Origin of the sequence: Polaromonas sp. SP1, from assembly GCF_003711205.1 — a bacterium.
GTDB lineage: Bacteria > Pseudomonadota > Gammaproteobacteria > Burkholderiales > Burkholderiaceae_C > Polaromonas.
Map to the genome: position 1 here is coordinate 4,130,598 of NZ_CP031013.1, position 14,296 is coordinate 4,144,893.

At 63.8% G+C, this 14,296-nt stretch carries 12 protein-coding genes and 2 pseudogenes; 6 read left to right on the forward strand and 8 right to left on the reverse strand.

Annotated features, from left to right (window positions below; all coding sequences use genetic code 11):
* Window positions 1–6 precede the first annotated feature (6 nt).
* The 4 genes and pseudogenes from DT070_RS19435 to scpA all read right to left on the reverse strand — a co-directional run bounded on the left by DT070_RS19435 (window position 7) and on the right by scpA (window position 4,629).
* On the reverse strand, window positions 7–879 hold the full coding sequence (locus DT070_RS19435) for a hypothetical protein (protein WP_122956884.1): 873 nt from the start codon (window positions 877–879) through the stop codon (window positions 7–9).
* Entirely contained in the window at window positions 876–1,877 is a 1,002-nt protein-coding gene (meaB, locus tag DT070_RS19440; RefSeq protein ID WP_206074071.1) for a methylmalonyl Co-A mutase-associated GTPase MeaB, read from the reverse strand. The genes DT070_RS19435 and meaB overlap by 4 nt, the downstream gene beginning before the upstream one ends.
* A gap of 279 nt (window positions 1,878–2,156) precedes the next feature.
* A pseudogene (locus DT070_RS21705) lies at window positions 2,157–2,366 on the reverse strand (GIY-YIG nuclease family protein); the annotation flags it as partial.
* Window positions 2,367–2,457: 91 nt separating this feature from the next.
* Window positions 2,458–4,629 (reverse strand): methylmalonyl-CoA mutase, encoded by a 2,172-nt coding sequence (scpA, locus tag DT070_RS19445; protein ID WP_122956886.1) that lies wholly within the window; start codon window positions 4,627–4,629, stop codon window positions 2,458–2,460.
* Between the two features lie 213 nt (window positions 4,630–4,842).
* Between scpA and DT070_RS19450 the strand changes: the two genes are divergently transcribed.
* A complete protein-coding gene (locus tag DT070_RS19450; protein ID WP_122957503.1) occupies window positions 4,843–5,478 on the forward strand; it encodes a GntR family transcriptional regulator in 636 nt (211 codons plus the stop codon).
* Here the strand turns inward: DT070_RS19450 and DT070_RS19455 are convergent.
* Both DT070_RS19455 and dusA read right to left on the reverse strand, forming a co-directional pair.
* Window positions 5,450–6,385, reverse strand: a complete 936-nt coding sequence (locus DT070_RS19455) for a DMT family transporter (protein WP_122956887.1) — start codon at window positions 6,383–6,385, stop codon at window positions 5,450–5,452. The two genes, DT070_RS19450 and DT070_RS19455, sit on opposite strands and share 29 nt — an antisense overlap.
* The gene (dusA, locus tag DT070_RS19460) at window positions 6,378–7,460 is read right to left on the reverse strand and encodes a tRNA dihydrouridine(20/20a) synthase DusA (RefSeq protein ID WP_122956888.1); all 1,083 of its coding nucleotides are present in this window, start codon (window positions 7,458–7,460) and stop codon (window positions 6,378–6,380) included. The genes DT070_RS19455 and dusA overlap by 8 nt, the downstream gene beginning before the upstream one ends.
* A 207-nt stretch (window positions 7,461–7,667) precedes the next feature.
* Here dusA and DT070_RS19465 point away from each other — a divergent pair, with 207 nt between their 5' ends.
* From DT070_RS19465 to DT070_RS19485, 5 genes are all read left to right on the forward strand, one after another.
* Window positions 7,668–9,518 (forward strand): M14 family metallopeptidase, encoded by a 1,851-nt coding sequence (locus DT070_RS19465; RefSeq protein WP_122957504.1) that lies wholly within the window; start codon window positions 7,668–7,670, stop codon window positions 9,516–9,518.
* A gap of 262 nt (window positions 9,519–9,780) precedes the next feature.
* The gene (locus DT070_RS19470; RefSeq protein WP_122956889.1) at window positions 9,781–10,176 is read left to right on the forward strand and encodes an RNA-binding protein; all 396 of its coding nucleotides are present in this window, start codon (window positions 9,781–9,783) and stop codon (window positions 10,174–10,176) included.
* 76 nt (window positions 10,177–10,252) lie between these two features.
* Window positions 10,253–10,789, forward strand: coding sequence for a cupin domain-containing protein (locus DT070_RS19475; protein ID WP_122956890.1), 537 nt, complete (start codon window positions 10,253–10,255; stop codon window positions 10,787–10,789).
* A gap of 34 nt (window positions 10,790–10,823) precedes the next feature.
* The gene (locus DT070_RS19480) at window positions 10,824–11,543 is read left to right on the forward strand and encodes a glutathione binding-like protein (protein WP_122956891.1); all 720 of its coding nucleotides are present in this window, start codon (window positions 10,824–10,826) and stop codon (window positions 11,541–11,543) included.
* A gap of 30 nt (window positions 11,544–11,573) precedes the next feature.
* Complete coding sequence (locus DT070_RS19485) at window positions 11,574–12,194, forward strand: 2-hydroxychromene-2-carboxylate isomerase (protein ID WP_122956892.1); 621 nt, start codon at window positions 11,574–11,576, stop codon at window positions 12,192–12,194.
* Here the strand turns inward: DT070_RS19485 and ybaL are convergent.
* Both ybaL and DT070_RS19495 read right to left on the reverse strand, forming a co-directional pair.
* Entirely contained in the window at window positions 12,191–13,888 is a 1,698-nt protein-coding gene (ybaL, locus tag DT070_RS19490) for a YbaL family putative K(+) efflux transporter (protein WP_122956893.1), read from the reverse strand. The two genes, DT070_RS19485 and ybaL, sit on opposite strands and share 4 nt — an antisense overlap.
* A 241-nt stretch (window positions 13,889–14,129) precedes the next feature.
* Window positions 14,130–14,291, reverse strand: a pseudogene (locus tag DT070_RS19495) (SDR family oxidoreductase); the annotation flags it as partial.
* Between the last annotated feature and the right edge of the window lie 5 nt (window positions 14,292–14,296).

Genomic DNA, 14,296 nt, shown 5'->3' on the forward strand with positions numbered 1-14,296 from the left:
TGGAAATTACTTGGCTGATTCAAACAAAAGGCGAGCGGCTGCCTGGCTCATACGGCGTGAGTCATGCCCCACGCCCGGCACGGTGACACGCTCCCAGGCCAGGGGCGTGCCCAGCCTTTGCGCCTCTGCCTGGGCCTGTGCGAAGAAGTGGGTGCCGCGCTCAAGACGGTTCACGCCCTGGGCCGTGGCTTGCCTGGCTTTGGGAAGGTTGGCTGCATCGGTTTGTGTGTCGTTTTCACCCAGCAGCACAATCAGCTTGCGCGCAAAAACCTGCTTGAGCTTGTCGGGGCTGACGATGCCTTCGTCGAGTGCATAAGGAAACTTGTCATCCATCAAACCCGGATAGATGGGCAGGGTGTAGCTGCCGGCATTGGCCGCCACGGCGACAGAGACGCGCGGCGCCTCGGACAGCAACATGAAGCGATGCACAAATTGGCCGCCCGCCGAATGGCCGAACAGCAGGTAGTCGGGCGCAGTGAGCCCCTCATCGGCACGTACAAACTCAAAGAGGTGCTCGACGATCTGGAACGACCACTTGCTGCGGTCGCGCGTCTCAATACCGCCCATGTTGAAGAGCCGGGAGGGATACCGCGCCTCGTCGAACTCCGGGGCCAGCACGATCAGCCTGTTTTTCTCGGCAAAGGGCATCCAGTTGTCGCGCATGCGCGAGCCCTGGCGCTCGGCGCCGTGGATCACCAACATGACTTTGGCATCGGGGCCGGCGCTGCGCGCCTTGTAGTAATACACGGTGACGGGCTTGTCCGCAAAGTAGCCTTTGTCGGTAAAGACAAAACTCTGCGGCTCACCGGCGATCAGGCCGCCGGCCCAAGTCAGGCAGGCCTGCAGAAGCAGAGTGCAAAGAATGGCGATTTCCTTCATGCGTTCCACCCCTTCGAGGCGAGGGCCAGCAAGCTCCTGGCAGCTGTCGATGCCGCGACTTCACCACGCGCCACCTCCGCCATCAGGCCGGGCAGGCGCTCGCGCACCTGCGGATTTTGGCGGAAAGCCTGCTTCAGGCCCGCGTCAATGCGCTCCCACATCCAGGACAGCGACTGCTGCTGGCGGCGAGCGGCCAGCTGGCCGTTGGCAGTCTGCAAGGTTTTGAACTGCGTCACGGCTTTCCAGAACACATCGACACCCTTGTTGTGCAATGCGCTGAGCTGGACGACTTGCGGGTGCCAGTTCTTGTCATAGCTGGCGGCCTGCGCGCCATCCATGGCGTTGTTGACCAGGCCAAACAGGCGCATGGCCGAAGTGATCTGCGCTTCAGCCCGCATGGCCGCGTCGGCATCAATGTCGGCCTTGTTGATGATGACCAGGTCGGCCAGCTCCATCACGCCCTTCTTGATAGCCTGCAGGTCGTCGCCGGCGTTGGGCAACTGCATCAGCACAAACATGTCGGTCATGTCGGCCACGGCGGTTTCGCTTTGTCCCACGCCGACGGTCTCCACAATCACCACGTCGTAGCCGGCAGCTTCGCAGACCAGCATGGCCTCGCGCGTTTTCTCTGCCACGCCACCCAGGTTGCCGCTGGAGGGACTGGGCCGGATGTAAGCGCGTTCATGCACCGAGAGCTTTTCCATGCGGGTCTTGTCGCCCAGGATGGAGCCGCCGGAGACGGAAGACGAAGGATCGATGGTGAGCACGGCCACGCGGTGGCCCTGGGCGATCAGGTAGAGGCCCAGCACTTCGATAAAGGTGGACTTGCCCACGCCGGGTACACCGCTGATGCCCAGGCGGAAAGACTTGCCGGTATGAGGGAGCAAGGCTGTGAGCAGTTCGTCGCCCTGGGCTCTGTGATCAGTGCGGGTGGACTCCAGCAGCGTGATGGCTTTGGCGATGGCGCGGCGCTGGAGTTCTGGCTTGTCTCCGAGCACGTTTTGGAGAAGATTGAAGGGGGCCTTGTCCGCGCTGACGGAAGAGCCCTTCGATACCTCAGGGCGAACGGGGAGGGAAGCATTCGCGGGCGGGTCACCCTGGACGCCAATCTCATCGGCAACCTGAGCCCGTTCGCCCTGAGACCTCTCATCCCGTTCGCCCTGAGGTATCGAAGAGCCATCACCCGCCAGATGGGCCGGCAGAGGGTTGTTCGTACCCCATGCGTGTCTTTGCACCGCTTTCCAGTCGCCGCGTATCAGAGCCTCCTTCTTCGCCCGCGACCACCCCTTGATTTGTTGCTCAAAAGCAATAGCGCCCTCGCGCGTTTCAAACTCGCCCTGCCACACCAGCTCCACCGGCTTGCGTGTCGACGTGTAGCCAATCTCTCCTGCATGGTGTTGATGCATGCGAACGGCCATGTCGTCCGTCTGGCCGCCGTAATAGGAGCCATCCGAGCATTTCAGCAGGTAGACGAAGAAGGGTTTCACTGATTCAGGTGATTACAAGAGTGGAGGTATTCGGCGAGCCCTTCGATACCTCAGGGCGAACGGAAAAGCGAGGCATAAATGCTGGGCTGAATCACTTCAAGGAAGCCCTGATCTGCTCAAGCACATCCTTGGCACTCGCCGGAATCGGCGTGCCAGGGCCGTAGATGCCCTTCACGCCGGCCTCATACAACATCTCGTAATCCTGCCGCGGAATCACCCCGCCGACAAACACGATGATGTCGTCAGCACCCTGCTTTTTGAGTTCGGCGATGATGGCCGGCACCAGCGTCTTGTGGCCGGCGGCCAGGGTGGAAACACCCACCGCATGCACGTCGTTTTCAATCGCCTGGCGGGCGCATTCTTCGGGCGTCTGAAATAGCGGGCCCATGTCGACGTCAAAGCCCAGGTCGGCGAAGGCCGTGGCCACGACCTTGGCGCCGCGGTCATGGCCGTCCTGGCCGAGTTTGGAGATCATCACGCGCGGGCGGCGGCCCTGCTCTTCGGCAAAGGCATTGATCTCGGTCTTGAGGGTTTCCCAGCCTTCGGCCGAGTCATAAGCGGCAGCGTACACACCGGTCACCTTTTGTGTATCGGCGCGGTGGCGCCCGTAGACTTTCTCGAGGGCATCGCTGACTTCACCCACTGTGGCGCGCAGGCGCACGGCCTTGATGCTGAGGTCCAGCAAATTGCCGTTGTTATTTTCCGCCGCGGCCGTCAGGGCGTCCAGCGCGGCCTGCACGGCGGCGTTGTCGCGGCTGGCCTTGATGGCCTTGAGCCGCGTGATCTGCCCGTCGCGCACGGCGACGTTGTCGATGTCGCGCGACTCAATCACGTCTTCGGTCTTGAGTTTGTATTTGTTGACGCCGACGATGACGTCTTTACCGCTGTCAATGCGCGCCTGCTTTTCGGCGGCGGCCGCCTCGATCTTGAGCTTGGCCCAGCCGCTGTCGACGGCCTTGGTCATACCGCCCATGGCTTCGACTTCTTCGATGATGGCCCAGGCCGCGTCTGCCATATCCTGCGTGAGCTTTTCCATCATGTAGCTGCCGGCCCAGGGGTCGATGACGTGCGGAATGTGGGTCTCTTCCTGGATGATGAGCTGGGTGTTGCGGGCAATGCGGGCGCTGAACTCGGTGGGCAGGGCAATCGCTTCGTCAAACGAGTTGGTGTGCAGGCTTTGCGTGCCGCCAAACACCGCAGCCATGGCCTCGATGGTGGTGCGCACCACGTTGTTGTACGGGTCCTGCTCGGTCAGGCTCCAGCCGGAGGTCTGGCAGTGGGTACGCAGCATCAGGCTCTTGGGGCTCTTGGCGTTGAAGCCCTTCATGATGCGGCACCACAGCAGGCGCGCGGCGCGCATCTTGGCAACTTCAAGGTAGAAGTTCATGCCGATGGCCCAGAAAAAACTCAGGCGGCCGGCGAACTCATCCACGTCCAGGCCCTTGCCCAGCGCGGTTTTCACATACTCTTTGCCGTCTGCCAGCGTGAAGGCCAGCTCCAGCGCCTGGTTGGCGCCGGCTTCCTGCATGTGGTAGCCCGAGATCGAGATCGAGTTGAACTTCGGCATGTTTTGCGCCGTGTACTCAATGATGTCGCCGATGATGCGGATGCTGGGCTGGGGCGGAAAGATATACGTATTGCGGACCATGAACTCCTTGAGGATGTCGTTCTGGATGGTTCCGCTCAATTTGTCCTGGCTCACGCCCTGCTCTTCGGCCGCGACCACATAGCCCGCCAGCACCGGCAGTACCGCGCCGTTCATTGTCATGGAGACGCTGACCTTGTCCAGCGGGATCTGGTCGAACAGTATCTTCATGTCCTCGACCGAATCAATCGCCACGCCGGCCTTGCCCACGTCGCCGGTCACGCGCGGGTGGTCGCTGTCGTAGCCGCGGTGCGTGGCCAGGTCAAATGCGACCGATACGCCCTGCCCGCCTGCGGCCAACGCCTTGCGATAGAAGGCGTTCGATTCTTCGGCTGTGGAAAAGCCTGCGTACTGGCGGATCGTCCAGGGGCGCACCGCATACATGGTGGCCTGCGGGCCGCGGATAAAAGGCTCAAAACCCGGCAGCGTGTTGGTATGGGGCAGGTCTTTGGTGTCTTCGGCGGTGTAGAGCGGCTTGACGCTGATGCCGTCCGGCGTCTGCCAGTTCAGCGCGCCGACATCGCCGCCAGGGGCCGATTTGGCCGCAGCTTTGGCCCAGGCTTCAAGGCTCGCTGGGGAAAATTCAGGTTCTTGGCTGGGCTTGTTGGGCTTGGACATGGGAAGGTTTACCGTAACGGGTCTGCACGCCAGGGCGCTGTGAAGAGCATAGGCCCAAGCTGCAAGGGAGTCATGAATCCGGCCAAGTTTACATCATTTATAATTATTGATGCAAAATTCAGTTTGCAGTAAGATGCCACCAAATCGAGCAGGTGCCGGCACGCAAGCAGCACCCACTCCAAGCAGTTGCAGACCCCAAAACACCTTATGCCCATGGCCGCAGTTTCGCTAACCCCTCGAGCGCTTTACGAAGAAGTGGCGGAGCTTTTGCGCCAGCGCATCTTCAACCGCGAGCTGGCGCCGGGCAGCTGGATTGACGAGCTCAAGCTGGCCGAGGAATACGGCATCAGCCGCACGCCGCTGCGCGAAGCCCTGAAGGTGCTGGCCACGGAAGGCCTTGTCACGATGAAGGTGCGGCGCGGCGCTTACGTGACCGAAGTGTCTGAGCGCGACCTGGCCGATGTGTACCACCTGCTCGCGCTGCTGGAGAGCGATGCGGCCGGCGTGGTGGCCGCCCAGGCCACACCGGCCCAGCTCAAAGAACTGCAGGGCCTGCACAACGAACTGGAAAAAGCGGTGAGCAACCGCGAGCGCTTCTTCGAGATCAACGAAGCCTTTCACATGCGCCTGCTCGAAATCGCCAACAACCGCTGGCGCGACCAGATGGTGGCCGATTTGCGCAAGGTGATGAAACTCAACCGGCACAACTCGCTGCTCAAGAGCGGCCGGATTGAAGAGTCATTGGCCGAGCACCGCGCCATCATGCAGGCGCTGAGCACACGCGACGCCGATGCCACCGCGCAACGCATGCGCGAGCACTTCAGGAACGGGCTGGAAGCGGCGGCCTGACGGGAGCGGGCGGCCTGCCCGTCACCAAAAACACCCCGGGGAGGATCAGCAAGGCGCCGATGGCGTGGTGCCAGCCCAGCGGCTCACCCAACACGCCCCAGGCAGCCAGCCCCGCATACAGCGGCCCCAGGTAAAGCGACACCGCCACACGGCTTGCGCCCAGGATTTTTTGCGCCCAGCCGTAGATCCAGTACGCGCCCAGCCCCGGCACAATCGCGGCCACCACGATCAGCCACAGGCCGTAACCGCTCAGCGGCAGGGCGTCGGGCTGCGACATTTCCCACAGGGTGAATGGAATCAACACCAGCGTGCCACCCGCGCAGATGGCGGCCAGCCGGGCGGTGGCGCCCAGCGGGCTGGGCCACTGCTTTTGCAGCAGCGCGTAGGCAGCCCACGACACCGTCGCCGCAACAATCCACAAATCGCCTGCGGAGAACTGCACGCCGGCCAGTGCCGTCCATTGGCCTTTGACCACCACATGCACCACGCCGGCGATGGCTAATGCCACGCCCACACCCTGGCGCACGCCAAAGCGTTCACCCAGCCACAGCACGGCGCCCAGGCCGATCAGCACCGGCGAGGCTGAATAAATCAGCGCGATATTCATCGCCCCGGTGGAGCGCGCACCCTGGTACACCCAAGCGCCGCAAATCATCATGCCCAGGGTGCCCAGGATCAGGTATTGCCGCCACACCTTGGCGATGTCGGCGCGCTGGCGCCAAAGCTCGGTACGGGTCAGCAACAGCAGAAACAGTGCCGCCAGGCCCCAGCGCCCGAATGCCAGCAAATACGGGCCGATCACCCCGGGCGCCTTGCGGGCCACGATGTAGTTGACCGTCCAGAGCGCCGGCACCAGCCACAGCAGGGCCAGCGCCTGGCGCGAATGTTTTTGCGCGGAATCAGGCATCGGCCGTGGCGGTCGCGTCTGCAGGCTCGTGGTTTTGCGAGGCCGGCACTTCATGCGCCAGCGCCATCACCGCGTGCGGCGGCATATCGCGCAGGCGGTGGTCACTCCACACCTGGCGCCAGCGCCGCGCACCCGGCAGGCCGTTGCGCAAGCCCAGCATGTGGCGTGCGATGGCGCTCTTGGGCGTGCCATGCTCGGCGGCTTCACGGACCATGTAGTCGCACATCAGCGCTTCCACGTGCTCGCGCGTCAGGGGTGATTCGGGGGCGGCCTCACCGAAAAATTCCGCATCCCACGACGCCAGCCACCAGGGGTTGTGATAAGCCTCACGGCCCACCATCACGCCATCGAGTTCACCCAGCTGCGCTGCAACTTGCGCGCTGGTGTTGATGCCGCCGTTGATGCCGATGACCAGGTGCGGGAATTCTTTTTTCAGGCGGTGCACCAGCTCATAGCGCAGCGGCGGCACTTCGCGGTTTTCTTTGGGCGACAAGCCTTTGAGCCAGGCATTGCGGGCATGCACCATAAACACCTTGCAGCCGGCTTCACTGACGGTGCCGACAAAGTCGCGCACAAAGTCGTAACTTTCGGCCTTGTCGATGCCGATGCGGTGCTTGACGGTGACGGGCACATCCACCACGTCGACCATGGCCTTCACGCAATCGGCCACCAGTTGCGGCTCGGCCATCAGGCAGGCGCCGAAAGCGCCGCGCTGCACGCGCTCGCTGGGGCAGCCGCAGTTGAGGTTGATCTCGTCGTAACCCCACTGCTCACCGAGCTGGGCACAGCGGGCCAGGTCGGCGGGCTCGCTGCCGCCCAGTTGCAGCGCCACGGGATGTTCTTCGGCGTTAAAGCGGAGGTGGCGTTCCACGTCGCCGTGAATCAGTGCGCCCGTGGTCACCATTTCGGTGTAGAGCAGCGCATGGCGCGACAGCAACCGGTGGAAATGGCGGCAATGTTTATCGGTCCAGTCCATCATGGGGGCCACACTCAGCCGCCACGGGCTGGCAGGTTCAGGCGTGCCGGCGCTGGCCGGGCATAGAGGCGAAAACGAAGGGACAGACGAGACGGGCATGGTGCATTTTCCCAGAAAGAGCCTCGTCCGGCCCGGGTGGGGTTTTGCAAGGGTGCAGGCAGCTTACGAACTGCGCCAAAATCGCCCTCGCTTGTCACGCCGCCACACCCTCGGGCGGGTAACATGGGCATTCACGCCGCCCCATCAGGCCGCGACTGGCCTTAGAGACAGGAACGAGGAACAGGACATCCCAGAATGCAAAAGACGATGACAATGCCGCGCCCCCTCCCGATAGCCCTCCACGCCTTGCCCGCTCGCCGCGCCGTCCGCCGCGTGCGTCCGCTTGCCGCCATGGCTCCCCTGGTTTTGCTGGCGGCTTGTGCATCGACCCCCCTGCCGCCCTGGACGCCCGCCGCCTTGCCGCGCCCTCCTGCCAGCGCGCAAGCCCCTGCGCCCGTGCCGCCTGCCGCACCCCGGCCGGCAGCGGTTCAGGTCACGCCTGTTGCGCCGGCTGCGTTGCCCCCGCTCGCCTCATCACCCGCAGCACCACAATCCCCCGCTGCCGACCAGGCGGCCCCTTACAGCGCTGCGGTGGCTGCGCGCTTCCCGGCGCCCTCTGTGGTGTACAACACCCCGGGGCTGCAACCCGGCCGCACCACCTTCACCAGCCAGGCGGAGATCCAGGGCTGGCTGCGCGAACAGTCGGCCGCCGCATCACGCACACCCGGCGTGAGGGCGGCCGTGTTGCCGATTGGGCGTTCGCAGCGCGGCGAGACGCTGGAAGCGCTGGTGCTGACCCGCGCGGGCGGCACCGATCCGGCCGTGCTGAAATCCGCCGGCAAGCCCACGGTGCTGCTGGTGGGGCAGCAGCATGGCGACGAGCCCGCCGGCAGCGAGGCCCTGCTGGTCATTGCAAGGGAACTGGCGCAAGGCCTCCTGTCGCCCGTGCTGGACCGCATCAATGTGGTGATCGTGCCGCGCGCCAACCCCGACGGTGCGGCAAGCGACCAGCGCGCCACCACCGGCGGGCTGGACATGAACCGCGACCACCTGCTGCTCAACACGCCCGAAGCCCAGGCGCTGGCCCGGCTGGCGCGCGACTACAGCCCGACGGTCGTGGTCGACGCCCATGAATACACCGTGGTGGGCCGCTACCTGCAGAAATTCGGCACGGTGCAAAAGTTCGACGCGCTGCTCCAGTACGCCACCACCGCCAACCTGCCGGAGTTCCTGACCAAGGCTGCTGAAGAGTGGTACCGCCGCCCGCTGCTGGCCGCGCTCAAGGGCCAGAACCTCAGCACCGAGTGGTACTACACCACGTCCAGCGACCTGGCCGACCGGAAAATCTCCATGGGCGGCACACAGCCCGACACCGGCCGCAATGTGAACGGCCTGAAGAACGCCGTCAGCCTGCTGATCGAAACGCGCGGCGTCGGCATCGGCCGCCTGCATATCCAGCGGCGCGTGCACACCCATGTCACGGCCATCACCAGCGTGCTGGCCAGCACGGCGCAGCGCGCCAACGAGCTGCACCAGTTGCGCCCCTATCTCGACAAGGAAGTCGGCGGCCAGGCCTGCAAGGAGCAAACCGTGGTGGAGGCCGGCCCCACCGCCGCCCAGTACGAGCTGCTCATGCTGGACCCGGTCAGCGGCGCCGACAAGGCCGTCTCCGTCGACTGGGACTCCGCACTGGCGCTGCGCAGCCTCAAGGCCCGCGCCCGCCCCTGCGGTTACTGGCTGTCGGCAGCGTCCACGGTTGCCGTCGACCGGCTGCGGCTGCATGGCGTGCAGGTGCTGCGCGTGGCCGAGCAAGGCTCCATGCTGGGCGACAGCTACCGGGAAACCGCCAGTGCGACAGGCGAGCGCCAGGACGTGCGCGGTGCGATCGCCGACGGCAACGCCATCATCAAGGTGCAGGTGAGCCTGGCACGCGGTGTGGTGGACGCGCCGCGCGGCAGCTACTACGTGCCGCTCAACCAGCCCATGGCCAACCTGGTCGTCGCAGCGCTGGAGCCCGACACCCAGAGCAGCTACTTCGCCAACCAGATCCTGCAAGGCCTGCAAAGCACGGTGCGCGTGATGGCCGAGCCGACCATCAAATTAGAAGAACTGAATTAGGCTCCACACCTTCGCTTCGCGTAGTACGCGCGCCCATAGCCAGCGGGTGCCGCGGGACTGGCCTTGGCTTGTCCTGAGCTTGTCGAAGGGCCAGACCGCAGGCACCGCCCCTTGAGGGGGAACAGGCTACACGCAGTGAGCCTGGACGGGGGGATTGACGTTAGTGTCTGACAGGAACAGGATGTGATCGCTGACCGGAAATCCACGATTTCCGCGCCTTAATGATTCGTTGATACAACGTTAATTCATGAAAGGACTTGCGATGAAGCACTTTGAACTGACCAAAAAAATGTTCAGCATGGGCGGGGTCTTCTACCCCACCGGCTACGCCTTCATCATGTTCCCGGATGCCGAGGACGCCAGGCAGGTAGCGAAAGACCTGGAGGTGGGTAACGAAGGCGTCATGCTGCTCACCCCCGAAGATGTCATCCAAAGCATCGGTAACGCGGACGGCAAGTCGGTGGTAGACCTGCCCGATGTCGGCACCGAGGGCGCCACCGTGCACAAGTACGTTGACCTGGCACGCGATGGTCACCATGCGGTGATGGTTCCGGCCCCCAACAAGGAGGCGACGGAGCGCATCATGGAAGTGGTGCGCCAGGTACCGTTTTCGTACGGCCAGAAGTACCACAGCCTGGCGATCGAAGACCTCGAATAGCGCCTGTCCCGGGAAGGGCCCAAGGGCAATCGCCGCCGCTTGAAGCCCGCGGCGGGATTGAGGCACACTGCGCCTCATGCCCCAGCCCAGCCATCCCGGATCCCTTCCCACACATCCCACACCCCGCGCCCGGCAGCTGATTGACCAGTTGCAACTCCAGCCCCACCCGGAAGGCGGCTGGTACCGCGAGGTGTTCCGCTCACAGGGCCACGTCATGCCGCAAGACGGCAGGCCCGCGCGCAACGCCCTCACCTCCATCTATTTTTTGCTGGACGACACGCAGCATTCACGCTGGCACCGCGTGCTGTCCAACGAGGTGTGGGTTCACCTCGAAGGCGCGCCACTGGATCTCTGGACATGGGATGCGGCGGACGGCAAGCTGCACCGCGCGGTGCTCGGCCCGGTCAGTGCATCAACCCTGCCCCAGCACGTTGTGGCGGCCGGCCTGTGGCAGGCGGCCAGGCCACAGGCCGGCGACGCGGCGGGCTATGTGCTCGTGGCCTGTGCCGTGGGGCCAGGCTTTGACTTTTCGGATTTCCGGATGATGGCGCCGGACGGCGAAGAAGCCCGGCGGATGGCCGCCGACCATCCGGCATTGGCGCCATTGATCTAGCCCTCACACACGCTCCAAAATCTCAAGGACTCCCATGATCGATCTGCACTACTGGCCCACCCCCAACGGATGGAAGATTTCCATCATGCTCGAAGAATGCGATCTGCCCTACAGGCTGGTTCCCGTCAACATCGGCAAAGGTGAACAGTTCGCGCCGGAGTTTCTGGCCATCAGCCCCAACAACCGCATGCCGGCCATCGTCGACCACGCACCCGCCGGCGGCGGCGCGCCCGTGGCCGTGTTTGAAAGCGGCGCCATCCTGATGTACCTGGCCGAAAAGACCGGCCGCTTTTTGCCGACTGAATTGCGCGAGCGCTACCAGGCCATGCAGTGGCTTATGTGGCAGATGGGCGGGCTGGGTCCCATGGCCGGGCAAAACGGCCATTTCCTCTTGTATGCGCCGGACAAAATCCCCTACGCCATCGAGCGCTACGGCAAGGAAGTGGACCGCCTTTACGGCGTGCTCGATGCCCAGCTGGCACGCACCGGCGCGCATGTGGCCGGCGCCGGCTACTCCATCGCCGACATGGCGATCTTCCCCTGGGTGCGCACGCACAAGGCCCAGCAGGTTGATCTGCAAAAATTTCCCCATGTGCAGCGCTGGTACGACGCCCTGTTTGAAAGGCCGGCCGTCAAACGCGGGCTGGACCTGGGCAAAGAGCTGCGCGCGCCGGCCCTGACCGAAGAGGCCCGCAAGGCATTGTTCGGGCAGACCGCACAAAGCGTGCGTGAGGGCATGCACAAGGTTTCCTGATCCCTTTTTTGAAAAAGAACGAGACACGCCATGATTGAATTTTTCTTCGACTGCTCCAGCCCCTGGACCTACATCGCCTTTCGCAACATCCAGCCGCTGGCGGCCGAACTCCAGGAGACCATTTCCTGGCGGCCGGTGTTGGTGGGCGGCATCTTCAACAGCGTCAACAAAGGCATCTACGCCGCGCGGGAAGACATGAACTCGCCGAAGAACCGCTACATGCTCAAGGACGTGCAGGACAGCGCGCGCGAGGCGGGGCTGAAGATCGCCTTTCCGCCCAGGGTGTTTCCGGTCAACAGCGTCAAGGCCATGCGCGGCTGCCTGTGGATTGCGCAAGATGCCGCGGCCCAGACGCATTACCTTGAATTCATCGAGGCCACCTTTGCGGCCTACTTCAGCCGTGAAGAAGACATTTCGCAGGACGAAGTGCTGGCGGCCATTTGCCGGCAGGTGGGCATTGATGCGGATGCATTCCTGGAGGGCATCGCACGGCCCGACATCAAGGATCAGCTCAAGGCCAACACCGACGAGGCCATCCGCCGCGGGGCTTTCGGTTCACCCACCTTCTTTGTGGGCGACGACATGTACTTCGGCAACGACAGGCTGGCGCTGGTGCGCTCTGCCGTGTTGCGGGGAAAATCCAAAAACTAGTGGGACGCCGCGGCCGCTGCGCGCTCCAGCACATGCCGCGTCATCGACTGCGCCAGTTCGTGCTCGCCGAGGAAAACCTTGCCGGCCTTTTCGTTGTCGAGCAGGCGCGCTTCGGCCTCATTGTGGGTGCGCACCACGGTTTCGATGCCGGGGTTCAGCGCCCGCGCTGTCGACACGATCTGCCGCACGTCCAGCGTGTCGGGCGTGGCAATCACCAGCATGCGCGCCTGCGCGATGTGGGCCTGAATCAGCACTTCCGCCTCGACGGCATCGCCTGACACGGCCGCCATGCCTTGCTCCCGCAGGCGCTCTACCGCCTCGCGGTTCTGCTCGGCCACCACAAAAGGAATGTGGTTTGCCTTGAGCGCATCGGCGATGCGCCGCCCTACCCGGCCGTAGCCCACCAGCACCACATGGTTGGCCAAATACTTCTGGTCTGTTGTGGCCGGGAGTTCGGCCATCGGGTCGTCGCGCGCCTCCAGCTTGCGGGCCAGCGGCGATTTGGCGAGTATCCATTTCTGCAGCGGCTCGACCGACTTGAACACCAGTTCGTTGAGTGCGATGGAAATCAGCGCGCCTGCCAGCACCAGGCTCTGACCCTCTGGCGGCAGCAAACCGAGCGACGCGCCCAGGCCCACCAGGATGAAAGAGAACTCGCCGATTTGCGCCAGGCTGGCGGAGACCGTCAAGGCCGTGTTCAGCGGGTAGCGAAACGCCATCACCAGCACGCCGGCGGCCAGCGTCTTGCCGACGATGATGATGCCGACCACCGCCAGCACCTGCAGCGGCCGCTCGATCAGCACCCACGGGTCAAACAGCATGCCGACCGACACAAAAAACAGCACGGCAAAAGCGTCGCGCAGCGGCAGCGATTCTTCGGCGGCCCGGTGGCTGAACTCTGATTCGCGCATCACCATGCCGGCGAAAAATGCGCCCAGCGCAAACGACACGCCGAACAGCGCCGTCGCACCGAAGGCGATGCTCACGGCGGCGGCCACCACGCACAAGGTAAAGAGCTCTCGCGAACCGGTGCGCTGCACCTGCCATAGCACCCAGGGGAAGAAGCGCCGCCCCACCACCAGCATCAGGGCAACAAAACCGCCCACCTGCAGCAGCGTGATGCCCAGCGTCTTCCATAGCGCGTTGACGTCCGCATCGATCTTGCCCGAGAGCCAGCCACCCAGCGGCGGCAGCAGCACCAGCACCAGCACCATGGCAAGGTCTTCCACCACCAGCCAGCCGACGGCGATGCGTCCGTTGACCGAGTCGAGAATGCCGCGGCTTTCAAGTGCGCGCAACAGCACCACGGTACTGGCAACCGAGAGTGACAAGCCGAACACCAGCGCACCGCCCAGGTTCCAGCCCCACCAGTGCGCCAGGCCCATGCCGAGGGCCGTGGCCACCGTCATCTGCACAACGGCGCCGGGTATCGCGATCTTGCGTACCGCCAGCAAATCATCCAGCGAAAAATGCAGGCCCACGCCAAACATCAGCAGCATCACACCGATTTCAGCCAGCTGGCTGGCGATCTCCGCATCCGCCACAAAGCCGGGCGTGAACGGCCCGATGATCACGCCCGCCAGCAAATAGCCCACCAGTGCCGGCAGGCGAAGCCGAACGGCAAGAAAGCCAAAAATCAGGGCAAGGCCGAGGCCTGCGGCAATGGTGCTGATCAGAGAGACGCTGTGGGGCATGCGAGAGGGATTCCTTTAAGAATGCGGTTTAAGAGTCTGTCGAGACTCCAAGGAAGGCCTGCGACGCAGCCCGGCAAGCAGGCTGTCCCCGTAGAACACGTCGCTTTAATTTACTACAGTTGCCGCCCGAGGCCCCACAGAAAATCCCCACGCGCTTGCAGGGTGTTTTTACCAGGCGCGGGTGGAACGGCCATAAAAAAACCCGCCGAAGCGGGTTTTCCAGAAACAGGGCTGCGTCAGCTCAGCCCATGTGCAAACCGCCGTTAAGCGAGAAGTCGGCGCCGGTGGCGTAGCCGCCTTCATCAGCGGCGATCCACGAAATGATGGACGCAATTTCTTCAGGCCGACCCAGCCGCTTTGCCGGCACATCAAGGCGGATTGACTTGACCATGTCAGTGCCTATTTAGC